13 protein-coding genes are annotated in these 12,967 nt (G+C 74.9%); 3 read left to right on the top strand and 10 right to left on the bottom strand.

Annotated elements, in window-relative coordinates; all coding sequences use genetic code 11:
* Nucleotides 1-138: 138 nt before the first annotated feature.
* From ACWGJO_RS25475 to ACWGJO_RS25455, 5 genes are all read right to left on the bottom strand, one after another.
* Nucleotides 139-972 (bottom strand): LysR family transcriptional regulator, encoded by an 834-nt coding sequence (locus ACWGJO_RS25475; protein WP_452187162.1) that lies wholly within the window; start codon nucleotides 970-972, stop codon nucleotides 139-141.
* A gap of 248 nt (nucleotides 973-1,220) precedes the next feature.
* Entirely contained in the window at nucleotides 1,221-2,618 is a 1,398-nt protein-coding gene (locus tag ACWGJO_RS25470; RefSeq protein ID WP_452187160.1) for a hypothetical protein, read from the bottom strand.
* 143 nt (nucleotides 2,619-2,761) lie between these two features.
* Nucleotides 2,762-3,175 carry an NUDIX hydrolase gene (locus ACWGJO_RS25465; protein WP_452187158.1) on the bottom strand — a complete coding sequence of 138 codons (414 nt, stop codon included), beginning with the start codon at nucleotides 3,173-3,175 and terminating at the stop codon, nucleotides 2,762-2,764.
* A gap of 95 nt (nucleotides 3,176-3,270) precedes the next feature.
* Entirely contained in the window at nucleotides 3,271-3,933 is a 663-nt protein-coding gene (locus ACWGJO_RS25460) for a M15 family metallopeptidase (RefSeq protein WP_452187156.1), read from the bottom strand.
* Between the two features lie 140 nt (nucleotides 3,934-4,073).
* Nucleotides 4,074-4,619: a GNAT family N-acetyltransferase gene (locus ACWGJO_RS25455; protein ID WP_452187154.1), complete on the bottom strand. Its 546-nt coding sequence runs from the start codon at nucleotides 4,617-4,619 to the stop codon at nucleotides 4,074-4,076.
* 692 nt (nucleotides 4,620-5,311) lie between these two features.
* On the opposite strand from ACWGJO_RS25455, the gene ACWGJO_RS25450 reads away from it, so the two are divergent.
* The 3 genes from ACWGJO_RS25450 (at nucleotide 5,312) to ACWGJO_RS25440 (ending at nucleotide 7,430) form a co-directional block, all read left to right on the top strand.
* Nucleotides 5,312-5,476: a hypothetical protein gene (locus ACWGJO_RS25450; RefSeq protein WP_452187152.1), complete on the top strand. Its 165-nt coding sequence runs from the start codon at nucleotides 5,312-5,314 to the stop codon at nucleotides 5,474-5,476.
* A 24-nt stretch (nucleotides 5,477-5,500) separates the two neighbouring features.
* Nucleotides 5,501-6,400 (top strand): methyltransferase domain-containing protein, encoded by a 900-nt coding sequence (locus ACWGJO_RS25445; protein ID WP_452187150.1) that lies wholly within the window; start codon nucleotides 5,501-5,503, stop codon nucleotides 6,398-6,400.
* Between the two features lie 232 nt (nucleotides 6,401-6,632).
* The gene (locus ACWGJO_RS25440; protein ID WP_452187149.1) at nucleotides 6,633-7,430 is read left to right on the top strand and encodes a helix-turn-helix domain-containing protein; all 798 of its coding nucleotides are present in this window, start codon (nucleotides 6,633-6,635) and stop codon (nucleotides 7,428-7,430) included.
* Here the strand turns inward: ACWGJO_RS25440 and ACWGJO_RS25435 are convergent.
* From ACWGJO_RS25435 to ACWGJO_RS25415, 5 genes are read right to left on the bottom strand one after another with little or no spacing between them, the layout of a single operon-like run.
* Nucleotides 7,427-8,263 carry an ECF transporter S component gene (locus tag ACWGJO_RS25435; protein ID WP_452187147.1) on the bottom strand — a complete coding sequence of 279 codons (837 nt, stop codon included), beginning with the start codon at nucleotides 8,261-8,263 and terminating at the stop codon, nucleotides 7,427-7,429. The genes ACWGJO_RS25440 and ACWGJO_RS25435 overlap by 4 nt on opposite strands.
* A complete protein-coding gene (locus ACWGJO_RS25430) occupies nucleotides 8,260-9,888 on the bottom strand; it encodes an ABC transporter ATP-binding protein (RefSeq protein WP_452187145.1) in 1,629 nt (542 codons plus the stop codon). Before ACWGJO_RS25430 ends, ACWGJO_RS25435 begins: the two co-directional genes overlap by 4 nt.
* Nucleotides 9,885-10,991: a CbiQ family ECF transporter T component gene (locus ACWGJO_RS25425; protein ID WP_452187143.1), complete on the bottom strand. Its 1,107-nt coding sequence runs from the start codon at nucleotides 10,989-10,991 to the stop codon at nucleotides 9,885-9,887. The genes ACWGJO_RS25430 and ACWGJO_RS25425 overlap by 4 nt, the downstream gene beginning before the upstream one ends.
* Nucleotides 10,988-11,713 (bottom strand): SCO2322 family protein, encoded by a 726-nt coding sequence (locus tag ACWGJO_RS25420; protein ID WP_452187141.1) that lies wholly within the window; start codon nucleotides 11,711-11,713, stop codon nucleotides 10,988-10,990. Before ACWGJO_RS25420 ends, ACWGJO_RS25425 begins: the two co-directional genes overlap by 4 nt.
* The gene (locus ACWGJO_RS25415) at nucleotides 11,713-12,954 is read right to left on the bottom strand and encodes a prenyltransferase/squalene oxidase repeat-containing protein (protein ID WP_452187139.1); all 1,242 of its coding nucleotides are present in this window, start codon (nucleotides 12,952-12,954) and stop codon (nucleotides 11,713-11,715) included. The genes ACWGJO_RS25420 and ACWGJO_RS25415 overlap by 1 nt, the downstream gene beginning before the upstream one ends.
* Nucleotides 12,955-12,967 lie beyond the last annotated feature (13 nt).

The raw sequence follows: 12,967 nt of genomic DNA, 5'->3' as shown, positions 1-12,967 counted from the left end.
GGCGTCCTCGCGCTCACCCGGCTTTCTCTCGTGGGTTACACGGTGGGCGCCCCCCACGGGCGCTTGTCGGTCCCTGGTTGGGCGCCGCGGGGGTTCGGGGCAACGCGGGGGCGCGCTGCTGTGTGCGGGGGCGGACGGTCAGGTGGCGAAGGGGGCGTGGTCGGCGCGCCAGAGGAGGCGGAGGTGGAGGGGCGGGGGATCGAGGGGGAGGCGGGTGAGGGTGCCGGTGGTGAGGTGGTCGTGGACGGCGTGGGCGGGGAGGAGGGCGATGCCGAGGCCCTGTGCGGCGCAGGCGCGGGTGGTGGGGACGGCGCCGGTGCGGAGGCGTTGGACGTGGTGGCCGAGGAGGCGTTCGCCGGCGAGGCGGTAGGAGCAGGCGGGGGTGTCGACGAGGAGGCGGTGGCCGCGGAGGTTCTCGGGGGTGAGGGTGGAGGCGCGGGCGAGCGGGTGGGTGGGGGCGGCGACCAGGGCGAGGGGGACGGCCTGGAGGTCGAGGTGGTCGAGCGAGGCGGGCGGCAGGGGGAAGCCGAGTGCGCCGAGCGGGCCGGGGGCGTCCAGGACGAGGGCCGCTTCCAGGGCTCCGGCGGCGACGCCGTCGAGCAGGACGTCCCGGGTGGCGTCGGTGTGGAGGGAGATGTCCAGGCCGGGGCGGCGGTCGGTGAGGCGGGCCAGGACGGTCGGGAGGTGGGCGGCGGCGACGGCCGCCAGGACGCCGAGGCGCAGGCGGGTCCGGGTCACGACGACCTCGCGGCGGGCCTGTTCGGCCTGGTCGAGGAGCCGGCGGGACCAGGGCAGCAGCCGTTCCCCGGCCGAGGTGAGGGTCAGGTCGCGCCTGGCCCGGTCGAACAGGTCGGTGCCGAGGCTGTGTTCGAGGGTGCGGACCTGTTCGGAGACGGAGGCCGGGGCGAGTCCGAGTGCCACGGCCGCGCCGGTGACGGTGCGGTGGGTGACGACGGCTTCGAAGACGCGCAACTGACGTAGTTCCACTGGTTTCCCCGGTTCCCCCGAAGGTCCGTACCGTGCCCGTGCGAGTGCTGCGGGACAGGGTACGGGGGTGTACCGGGGGGAGGATGGGGATTCCGGTCGGTTCGGTGGCTCCGGCGGGCCGGGTGCTGCCCGGCCGCGGCCCGCAGGCCGGGCTTCGGGCTCCTGCGGCAAGCAGGGGACTCCTCCTCGGTGCCCCGGCCGGTGGGTGCCGAGCGGGGCACCGAGGGCGGTGGTCACCCGGCCGGGCTCTCCGTCCGTACGGCGAGGGCGTGGGCCTCGTGCAGGGTGCCGGTCGCCTCGGTGTGGTCGCCGTGGACGAGTTGGGCCATGGCCAGGTCGGTGAGCGCCCTGACCAGGCGCCGGGTGTCGTGGGCGGGGCCGGTCGCGTGGAGGCGGCGTTCGATCCGGACGCTCCGCCGCAGCCGGGGGAGCGTGAGGTGGGCGTAGTAGCCGGGATGGTCGCCACGGACCGCCCGGCGCAGGTCGAGCCGCCGGGTGAGGGTGCCGAGGGTGGCGAGCAGGTCGCGGTCCTCCGGCAGGGGCAGTGGGCCGTCGGGGTGCTCGGACGGGTCCTCCTCGTCGGGCAGGCGGTCGGTGGGCTCGGGCGTGCCCGTGATGGCCTCGACGGCCCGCGCGAGGGTGACCAGTCCGTCCTCGAAGGACGCGCGCAGGCTGAAGGACCAGTGGTGGAGGTCCAGGCCCAGCACCGGTTGGAGGCGCCGTCCCGGGTCGACACCGAGCGCGAGCGGGTCCGGGGTGTCGGCCGCGGCCTGTTCGTCCCGTACGCCGGAGCGGGCGAACAAGGCGCTCCGCAGGCCGTCGTTGAAGCCGAAGTTGCCGGCGTCGCCGCGGGCGGGCAGGCGCTCGCAGGAGCGGGCGGCCTCCGCGAGCAGCCGGTGCGACTGTTCGGTGCGGCCCAGATCGGCGAACCACAGGGCGGCGCCGGCCTCCCGCAGGGCCGGGACGGGACTGCGGGCCGGTGCCGTGCGGCCCTCGCGCAGCCAGGCGAGGGCCTCGTGTTCGATGGCCACGGCCTCCTCGGTGCGGTCCGCGAGGCGGAGCAGCACGGTGAGGTCGAGCAGTCGCCACGTCAGGTCGCTCCCGCCGGCCGCGGTCACCGCCCGGGAGCGGTCGGCCACCGTGCGGGCGGCGTCCACGGCCTCGTCGAACCGTCCCACCTCGGCGAGGCCGTGGGCGAGGTCGGCGTGCAGGACGGCGGCCTGGCCGAGGCCCTCCACCGGCTGGTCCGCTTCGGCGCGCCGGGCCAGGTCGGCCGCCTCCTGCCGGGCGGCGAGGGCGGGGCCGTCGGCGTGCGCCAGGGAGTGGTGCTGGGCGAGGGAGGACAGCGCGCGGGCGGCAGCGGCCAGGTGCTCGGTGCCGCCGTCGGCGACCAGGGCGCGGTAGATGCCGGCGGACTCCTCCAGGAACGGGACGGGGTCCTCGGGCCTGGGCCGGCCGTAGGCCCGGCCCCGCAGTGCCTCGGCCAGCGCGGGCAGGCCCGAGGCGGGGTCGGTGCGGGCCTGGACCCGGAGCCGGGCGACCGTCTCGTCGGTGACCGGCTCCCGCCCCAGGCGGCGGGCTCGCGGTACGGCGTGGTCGTGGTCGGACGGGGCTCCGTGCGCGGTTGTCACGCGTTTCCTTCCAGCGCGGGGACGAGCGGTCTCCCGTCCGAACGTCCGTACACCGAGGATGAGTTCCGGACACCGGGGCGCTTCTGAGTGGGAAGTCGGACAGGCCGACTTCTCGCGCGGGTTCGTCCGCCGCCGCCCACGTCCTACCCGGCGAGGGTGCCGTCCAGGTACTCCCGCACCGGTGGGAACAGCGGGAACGGCACGTAGCGGTCCAGCTCGGCGCGGGACGCCCAGACCACCCGGTCCAGCTCGTCGGAGTCCACCACGATGGCGGTGCCGCCGACCACCTCGCAGGCCGTGTACGCCATCCGCCGCCCGTTCTGCGGGTGCACCCGCTCGCCGAGCAGCCGGGCGGCGGCGACGTGGAGGCCGGTCTCCTCGGCGGTCTCGCGGACGGCCGCCTCCTCCGGGGACTCGTTCGGCTCGACCTCCCCGGCCGGGAACTGCCAGGACAGCTCGCCCTCGGCGACCCGCCGCCGCACCATCAGCACCCGGCTGTCCTTGACGACGATCGCGACGGCGACGGCGGGGAGTTGCTCGGGGGTCTGCTCGGTCATCGCTCTGCTCCTCGGGCCTGCGCCGGTGTCGACGCCATCTTGGCCCGGGGCCGCAGGTCCGCTCGGCAGGCTCCACGGGCCGCGTGTCGTGTCGGCTACCCGTGCGCCGGCCCGTGCGCTGGCCCGTAGAGTGCGGCCGGTGCGCCAGTGGCCAGCGCCCAGTAGCGGTCCCCGTACGACCAATGCCACCACTCGGTGGGGTAGTTGACGAGCCCGGCGCCGGTCAGGACGTCGCTGAGCAGCCGCCGGTTGGCGCGGGCCTCGGCGCCGATGCCGTCGGCGTGGGTGTAGCAGGCCCCGGCGCTCTCCTCCGGGCCGGCGTTGACCCTGGTGCCGAGGTCGAGCTCACGGCCGTCGGTGCCGACGAGGGTGAGGTCGACGGCGGCCCCGGCACTGTGCGGCGCGATCTCCGGCGGCGAGACGTAGCGGCTCGTCGCCGACCTGATCCGGTCGGCGGGCCAACCCGGGTTCGCGGCCCGCAACTCGGCGGCGTACTCGTCGAAGTAGCGGCTCTGGAGAGCCGGTGGCCGGTAGCCCTCGACGAACAGCAGCCGCAGGCCGTCCGGCAGGGATTCCTGGGCGTCGAGCAGGCGGTCGAGTACGCCCGCCCGCAGGTGCGCGAAGGCCCCGGTGCCGTCCTGCTTGCGCTCGTCGACGAGCAGCCCGGTGCCGCTCCGTACGTCCAGCAGCTGCTCGTCGCGGTGCGCGACGGGGATCGCGGCGACCTTCGGGTCGGACATGAGGATGATCTCGTTCAACACGCCTCCTGGGGACGGAAACCCACGCTACGGGAGGGGAGTGCCGCGCTCCAGGAGAGGGCCTCGGATCGGGTCGGGCCTGCGCCGGCCGGCGCAGGCCCGGAGACGCTCACGTATCCTTCCGGCTGTTGCCGAGTGGCCTACGGATACGGCAGGTCGAGGACCATCACGTCGTGTCGGGCCGCGCCCTCCCAGGGGATTGCTGATCCGACCCGGCGGTAGCCCCAGGCTCGGTAGGCGGCCTGGGCGTTCGTTGCCTCCGGATGGCTGTTCAGCATCACCCGCTCGTTGTCGAGTGCTTCGGTGAGGGCACGGTGCATGTGGGAGGCGATGCCTTGGCCGCGCCACTGGGGCCGGACCGCCAGTTCGAAGAGGCCGAACGTCCGCTTGCCGTCCTCGCGCCTGAGGTCATTGGGCACGGGGTCGATCAAGGTGTCCCACCATCCGGTGTTCGCTGACAGCGGGTAGCCGTAGGCCATCCCGACGACGGCTTCGTCGTCGAAGGCGATCGCTGCCCGGAACCCGCGCCGCCGGACCTGGGAGCGGAACCGACGAAAAGCTCGCCCCACATCGGCCGGACCCTCACCGTAGGGAGGCTCCGCGAACGCTTCGGCGAACACCTGCTTCAACTCCAGTTCCAGTACGGCAGTTTGCTCGCCACCCAGGAGCTGAACCGTCACTGTCACGCCGCCCTCTGCTTCCGGGCCGAAACCCCAAGTACTCGAAGTTTCTCAACACAGTCTCGCGCTACCGCCGTATTCATGCGGGCCGCCAGCGACGCCACCATACGCAGCCGGTCCGTCAGTCGGGCCGAAGTCATCCCTTTCGCCGCGCCGGCACTGGTCACCGCCTCTGCGCAGGACTCTTCGACCTCTCCCGCCCTCATCAGTACCTCGGCCAGCCGCGCCCGGTACAGCGCTGTATTCCGGCTGTAAACCGGACCGAGATGTTCGATTGCTGACCGAAGGAATGGGATCGCGTATGCGAGTTGTCCGGTTTCGACGTGCCACGCGGCAGTGGCGTAGTCCACCTCGACCTGACCGGCGAACGCCGTCCACGGAGGTGCGTCGGGGTGTCAGCCTCCGCCCTTTCGGGAAGGTCGTGCACGCTGATCTCTCGACGTCCGATCCGACGTCGCGGTGAGCCGGCGGCCGAGTTGCATGTCGTCGCGACCCTGGCGGTGATCACCGCACCCGCTGAATTCCCGGCCGCGCCGCCGGCCCGGCGGCGCGGCCGGGATCGCCTCTGCCTCCGCGTCCGCCTTGAAAGGAGCAAACCCATGTCCTGGCACGAGCCGAAACCGCCCCCGCCGAGGCCGGCGGGCCCGCGCACGCCCGCCAACCTGCCCAAGCCGTCAAAGCCTTGAGGGGGCAGTCACGTGAAGTGGAACGCGCTCGCCGATGCGCTGCGGGAGTCCGGGGCACTGTCGGCCGACTGGGAGCCGGTGTTCCGGGGCGTGCCTCGCGGGCTGTTCGTCCCGGACCGGATCCGCCACGGGGGTGAGTGGATCGACCGGTCGGAACTCCCGGCCGAGTGGGGCTAGTTGGTCGGATCTGACATCCCGCTGGTGACCCGGCTGGACGAGGACGGCAGCACGCCGTCCTCGTCCAGCTCGATGCCCACCGTCGTGGCTCAGATGCTCCGACACCTCCAGGCTGCCGACGGCATGCGGGTGTTGGACATCGGCACCGGCACGGGCTGGACGGCCGCGTTGCTGGCCCGCCGGCTCGGGGCGGCGAACGTCACCACCGTCGAGCTGGACCCTGAACTCGCCGCTGCTGCGCGGTGCCGTTTGGAGGCGAATCGTCTGCCGGCAAGGACAGTTGTCGGCGATGGCATGCTCGGCCATCCGGCGGCCGCGCCGTACGACCGGGTTCACGTCACCGCCGCCGTGCAGCGTGTCCCCGGGGCGCTGATCGAGCAGACGGTGCCCGGGGGCGTGATTGTCGTCCCGTACGGCACGGCGTTCTGCAACGGCGGGCTGCTGAAGCTCACCGTCGCCGACGACGGCCGTTCCGCGAGCGGGCCGTTCGTCGAGGACGTCGCCTTCATGTGGGTGCGGGGCCAGCGACCCGGGAGCGGCGAGTTCGAGATCGAGGACGTCCGGCACGGCCCGTCCGAACTCGACCCCGCTGTCGTGGCCGAGCGCACCGGAGCGGCCTTCGCGATCGGGCTGCGGCTGCCGGGTCTGTTCCGGCAGGAGGTGTGGGCGGGCTACGACCGCTTCGGCACCGGCCGGTTCGAGGTCTGGGATGGAGTCTCGTACGCCCACTGCCGCCTGGCCGACTGGGACGGCAGGCACGCCGTCGCGCAGTCCGGCCCCCGCAGCCTGTGGGACGAGGTGACCGCCGCCCACGCCTGGTGGCAGCGCCAGGGTGAGCCGGGTCTCGACCGGTTCGGCCTGACCGTCACTGTCGCGGGCGAGCACCGGGTGTGGCTGGACGAGCCGGACCACGTGGTCGGTTGATGCGAGGTGGTGCGAAGCGCGTCCCGGGCTCGCGAGCCCGGGACGCGCTGGGTTGTGCGCGCTCGCGCCGCCCGAATGGGTGATCTGGGTGTGAGTTTGATGAGGCGTTACGGCATTACGGTGAAGATTGCGATGCCGGGTGCTCGGAGGGGTGCCCGGTGAGTGAGCAAAAGAGTTACCCCGGCGGTGCGCCAACACCCCGGGGTTCGGCACCAGGAGTAAAGGCTCCCGAATGCAGATCAATCGTATCCCTCGGCATGCCCCCGGGTACACGATCCTCGACAACGGCCACGTCGTCCGGAAGCACTCGCTGAGTTGGGCCGCGCGCGGGCTGCTGAGCTACCTGCTCAGCCTGCCGGACGGCGCACGCGAGGACGTGCGGACGCTCGCCGCGAAGAGCGTGGAAGGGCGGACGACCGTCGCGCGGGCGCTCAGGGAGCTGGAGGCGGCCGGGCACTATGTGCGGCGGACCCAGCGGGACCCGCTGACCGGGCAGGTGCGGACGGTCGTTTCCGTCCACGAGGTGCCGGTGACGAACGGGAAAGCAGTGCACACGGTGCCGCCGCTTCCCGTGTCCCCGGCCGCCGGTGTTCCAGGTCCGGGTGCGCCAGGCGGCGGGAAGGCGGGAAGCCCTTCCAAGGAACTCAGTGTGAAGGATGTGGAAGAGCCTTCCGTCCGTCCACCCGAGAAGTTGACGTCGGGCATGGCGCTGCTGCTCGAAGTCGGCCGCCGGGAGCCGAAGATGGCCCTGGCAGGCAAACCGCTGTGCGACCAGGCCGCGCGGGTCGAAGGGTTGCTGGCGGGCGGGTGGACGCGGGACGCGCTGGCCGGGATCATCGCGGCGCCGTTGCCGGACAAGGTCACGCACAGCGTGGGCGCGATTCTGGCAGCGCGGATCGCGAAGGTGCCGTCCGTTCCGGCGCCCCGGCAGGGAAGCGACGGCCCACGCCGGCACGAGTGCCCTGGGCAGGCAGGGATGTGCGGGCGGCCCGTCGCCGGTGCGGGCCAGGTGTGCGGGGCGTGCCGTTAGCGCTCCGGCGGGTGGAAGGTGACCGGGGCGTCGAAGGCGGCGCGGCGGGTGGTGCGGCGCAGGGCGCGCAGGACGGGGGTGCCGAGGGTGAGGCAGAGAACGACGGTCAGGGCGGCTCGCGGCAGGTCCCAACCGAGCGACGTGGTCAGGCAGTAGGCGGCGAAGCGGACCAGGTTGGCGGGCAGCGGGTCGCCGGGGTGGAAGGAGATGGAGCCGGCCAGGCCGCCGATGTACGGCCAGCCCTGGAGGTTCATGATCGTGCCGTACACCAAGGACGCGACGGCGCCGTACCCCGCGAGCAGCCAGAGTTCGCGGCGGCCGCGCAGGGAGGAAGCACCCGGCAGCAGCCCCGCCCCCAGGCACACCCACCCCATCGCCAGCATCTGGAACGGCAGCCACGGCCCCACCCCGCCCGTCAGCAGTGCGGAGGCGAACATCGACAGCGAGCCGAGCACGAACCCGAAGCCCGGTCCGAGCACCCGCCCGGAGAGCACCATCAGGAAGAACATCGGCTCCAGTCCCGCCGTGCCCGCGCCGAGCGGCCGCAGCGCCGCGCCCGCCGCGGCCAGGACGCCCAGCAGGGCGACGGACTTGGCGTCCAGCCCGGGCGCCCCGCCGCCCGCCGAGCGGCCTTCGGAGATCTGGGCGATGACGACGGCGAGCAGCAGCGGCAGCAGCAGGGCGAACAGCCACGGCGCGTCCGCGGAGTGGCCGACCAGCGCCGACCCGGTGGAGGCGAGCAGCGGCCAGCCGAAGGCCGTCACGCCGACGGCCGTGACGAGGAGCAGCGTCGTGATGGACCGGCGCCCCAGGGGGACGGGACGAGTGCTCATGCGCCCAGCGCCTTCGCGACCTGCCCGACGGTGAGCCACGGCCCGGGTGCCAGCACTTTGGCGACCTGCGGGGCGAAGGCCGGCGAGGAGACCACCACCTCCGCGGTCGGCCCGTCCGCGACGATCTCGCCCTCGGCCAGGATCACCGTGCGGTGGGCGAGTTCGGCGGCCAGTTCGACGTCGTGGGTGGCGAGGAGCACGGCGTGGTCCTCGGCGGCGAGGGCGCGCAGGATCTCCACCAGCCGGGCCTTGGCGGCGTAGTCGAGGCCGCGGGTCGGCTCGTCGAGGAGCAGCAGCGGGGGCCGGGCGGTGAGCACGACGGCGAGGGCGAGGGTGAGCCGCTGGCCCTCGGAGAGGTCGCGCGGGTGGGCGTCGTCGGCGATGCCGGGCAGCAGGCGTTCCACCAGGGCGCGGCAGGTGCCGGCGGCGGCGCCCGCGTCGGTGTCGGCCGCGGCGCATTCGGCGGCGACCGACTCGCCGTACAGCAGGTCGCGCGGTTCCTGCGGGACGAGGCCGACCTCGCGGATCAGTTCGGCGGGGCGGGTGCGGTGCGGGGTGCGGCCGCCGACCCTGACACTGCCGGAGGCCGGGGCGTGCAGGCCGACCAGGCTGCCCAGCAGGGTGGACTTGCCGGCGCCGTTGCGGCCCATCAGGGCGGTGATCTCGCCGGGGCGCAGCGTGAGGTCCACGCCGCGCAGGGCGGGGACCGGCCCGCGCCGGACAGCGAGGCGGTCGGCAACGGCGATGGGGGTGCCGGACGAAGAACCAGAAGGGCCGGAAGAACCGGAAGAGCCGACAGCGGCGGGCGTCCGGCCGTCCAGTTCGGCGCGCAGCGGGGCGGCCTTGCGGCGCGCGTCGCGGACCGAGAGCGGCAGTGGCCGCCAGCCCGCGAGCCGGCCGAGGCCGACCACCGGCGGGTGCACCGGGGAGTGCGCCATCACCTCGGCGGGCTCGCCGAGGACGGGCGGGGCGCCGGGGGTGAGCAGCAGCACCTGGTCGGCGTACTGGACGACGCGTTCCAGCCGGTGCTCGGCCATCAGCACGGTGGTGCCGAGGTCGTGCACCAGCCGCTGGAGGACGGACAGCACCTCCTCGGCCGCGCCCGGGTCGAGTGCCGAGGTGGGTTCGTCCAGGATCAGTACGCGGGGGTGCACGGTGAGCACCGAGCCGATCGCGACGCGCTGCTGCTGGCCGCCGGAGAGGGTGGTCAGCGAGCGGTCGCGCAGGTCGGCGAGGCCGAGCAGGTCGAGGGTCTCCTCGACCCGGCGGCGCATCACGTCGCCCGGCAGGCCCAGGGACTCCATGCCGTAGGCGAGTTCGTCCTCCACCGTGTCGGTGACGAAGTGTGCCAGTGGGTCCTGCCCCACGGTGCCGACCAGGTCGGCGAGTTCGCGCGGCCGGTGCTCGCGGGTGTCCCGGCCGCCGACGGTGACCCGGCCGTGCAGCACCCCGCCGGTGAAGTGCGGCACCAGGCCGCTGACCGTCCCCAGCAGGGTGGACTTGCCGGAGCCGGACGGGCCCACCAGCAGGCAGAGTTCGCCCTCGGGGACGGTGAGGTCGACGCCGCTGAGCGCGGGCGCGGCGGAGTCCGCGTACCGGACGGAGACCTGCTCGAAGGTGATCACGATGCCCTCCGGGGCGGGGTCGGGGCGGCGAACGCCGGCACCAGGCCGAGCAGGACGGTCAGTACGGCGGTCAGGGGCAGCGCGGGGACGGTCGGTGGGACGACGGTGGGGGCGAAGGCGGCCGGGTCCCGTGCGGCCAGGTAGACGGTGAGGGCCGCCACGGCCGCCCCGGAACCGGCGGTAAGCCATTCCGGAATGGCCCACGGGTCCGGCCGGTAGCGGCTTCTGACGGAGCGTCGGCCGCCGAGCAGCAGGCCGGCGAAGGCGGCGGCCAGGCCGAGCAGCAGGACGGGCAGCGCCCAGCCCGCGCCGCCGGCCGTCAGCAGTCCGTACGCGGCCAGGCAGACCCCGAGCAGCCCGGCCAGGGTGAGCGCGGCCGTCGCCCGGGCGAGCCGGCGCGGGACGTCGGCGGTGCGGCCGAAGCCCCGGGTGTCCATCGCGGCGGCCAGCGCGATGGACCGCTCCAATGCTCCCTCCAGCACCGGGATTCCGACGCTCAGCACGGCCGCGACGCCCTTGTCGGTGCGGCCGCGCAGGCGCCGTGCGGCACGCAGCCGGCGGACGTCCGCGACCAGGTTGGGCGCGAAGGTCATCGCCACGACGACGGCGACGCCCGCCTCGTAGAGCGCCCCGGGCAGGGTGCGCAGCAGGCGGGCGGGGCTGGCGAGGGAGTTGGCGGCGCCGACGCAGATCAGCAGGGTGGCCAGCCGCAGTCCGTCGTACAGTGCGGCGAGCAGCCCCTCGGCGGTGACCCGGCCGCCGATCCGCACGCCCTGCGCCCAGACGGGCAGCGGGAGTTCGGGCAGGGTGAACAGCACGTGGGTGCCGGCGACCGGCGAGCCGAGGAACACGGCGAACACCAGCCGGATGCCGAGCACCAGCAGGCCCAGCCGCAGGAACGCCCCGTACGAGCGCGACCAGGGCGCATCGCCGCGCCGGGCCGCGACCACGTACCCGGCGACGGCGGCGAGCAGCAGCAGGATCGCCGGGTTGGTGGTGCGGGTGGCCGCCGCGCCCAGCCCGAGCGCCCACAACCACCAGGCCCCGGGGTGCAGTTGACGGGGGCCGGTGGGCGGTCGGGTGCTACGGGCGGTGCTGCTCACGGTGTTTCCTGGGTGGGGGACCAGGAGTGACGGCGGCGGCGCGCCTGCAGGACGGCACCGCCGGCGAGGACGGCGACCAGCGCGCCACCGGCGATCAGGCCGATGTCGGGGCCGCTGCCGCTGCCGCCGCCGCCCTGGTCGGCGGGCCGGGCCGCGCCTGCCGCGCCGATCGGGTCGCCGCAACCCGCTTGCGGGTACCCGGCGATGGCGCACAGCAGCCCGTTGGTGTCGTAGCGCAGCGGCGGGGCGACGGCGGCCAGCACCTCGGCCGAGGTGGCGCGGGGCGCGACGGCGGCGCAGGCGGTCCGCTGCCCGGGCGCCGGGGCGGCGGACGAACCGGCGTCCTCGGCGGTCCCGAAGTCCAGCACGACGGCCACCCGCTTGCGGCCCTCCTGGGCGGGCGTGTCCGCGCAGATCTCGGTGAAGCTCCCGGCGGTCCGGGGCTTCGCGGCGTCCTGCCCGCCGTCCGGGCTCAGCGCGAACCGCCATCCGTCCACCGCGCCGTCCGGCGGCACAGCGACGGCGGGCCCCTGCTGCTGGTACGTCCAGGCTCCGCCCTCGGCGCCGCGCCAGAACGACCAGTAGCGGTAGCCGGCGGCCTGCGCGGGGGCGGCGGAGGCGAGCACCAGCGCCGCCCCGAGGAGGGGCAGGAGCAGCGCGGCGACGGCCCGGCGGGTGCGGACGTCGGCGCCCGCCGGGGCGGGGCGGGGTGCGGGGCGCATCAGAGGTGGGGGTTGCGCTTGCGCTGGAGGCTGAGCACGAGGCCGCCGCCGATGCCGACGAGGAGGCCGACGCCGATGAGCCAGTACTGGCCGATGCCGCCGTCCTTCTTCTCCTTCGGGGCCTCCGTCGCCGAGGCGGCGGCTTCGGCGGCCTTGGGCACCGGGCCGAGGGCGGTGAGTTGGCCGGTCAGGGCGGCGGTGTCGCGGTGGGCGGCCTGGGCGACCAGCAGGAGGGTGGCGGTGGCGCCGGCGTCGGTGCCGCCCTTGGTCCAGGTGGCGCCCTCCTTGGTGAGCCAGTCGACGGCGCCGGCGGCCTGCTGGGGGTGGCCGCTCTGGGTGAGGGCGAGGGCGGCCCAGGCGGTGGCGGTGTAGTCCGGGGTGGGGGCGGCGCCGGGGGTGGTGAGGGTGAGGTGGTCGCCGCCGGCCGCGAGCTGGGCGGTGAGGTAGGCGCCGACGGCCTCGCCGGAGTCCGCGTGCGGGACCGGGGCGGAGGCGGCCGCGGCGTCGGAGACGCAGGCGAGGGCCTTGGGCGCGGCGTCGGCGTGCACCGAGGTGGCGACCGGCAGGTGGCCGCCGCCGGCGGCGAGCGCGGCCTGGCCGCTGGCCAGGGCGTTCGGGGTGAGGGCGCCGCCGGCCGGATCGGGCTGGTAGGCGAAGGCGCCGCGCTGGTCGGCCGGGGCGGCGCAGCCGAGCTGGAACAGGGCGAGCCCGTCGAAGGCGGATCTGCCGGCCTTGGCGACGCCCGCCGGGTCGGCCTTGGCGGCGAACAGCGCGTTGACGGCGAGCCCGGTGGAGTCGGCGTCGCCGGGGTTGCCCGGGTTGTAGGCCCAGCTGCCGTCGGCGTTCTGGGTGCTCCTGAGCCAGGCGACGCCCTTGTCGACGGCGTCCTGGTGCCCGCCGAGGGCGACCAGGGCCTGGACGGCGACGGCGGTGGCGTTGCTGTCCTCGAACTTGGGGTCGCAGGCGGTGCCGGCGTTCCGGTAGGAGGGCCAGCCGCCGTCCTCGCACTGCTGGCCGGTGAGCCAGCCGACCGCGGAGTCGGCCGGGGTGACCTTGGCCGCCGCCAGCGCGGTGAGCGCGAGGGACTGCCGCCAGACGCCGTCGTACGTCGGGTCGCTCTTGCCGTACAGGCCGTCCGGGACCGTGGGCGGGGAGACGTCGGCGAGGGCCGGGCCGGCGGCGATGCCGGTGAGCAGCGCGGCGGACAGGGCGGCGGCGCCCAGGCGGGCGGCGGTCAGCATGGTGCGGGTGTGC

Source organism: Kitasatospora sp. NPDC054795, assembly GCF_053611565.1.
The sequence above is the reverse complement of the archived record's forward strand: the minus strand, read 5'-3'. Positions and strand labels throughout refer to the sequence as shown.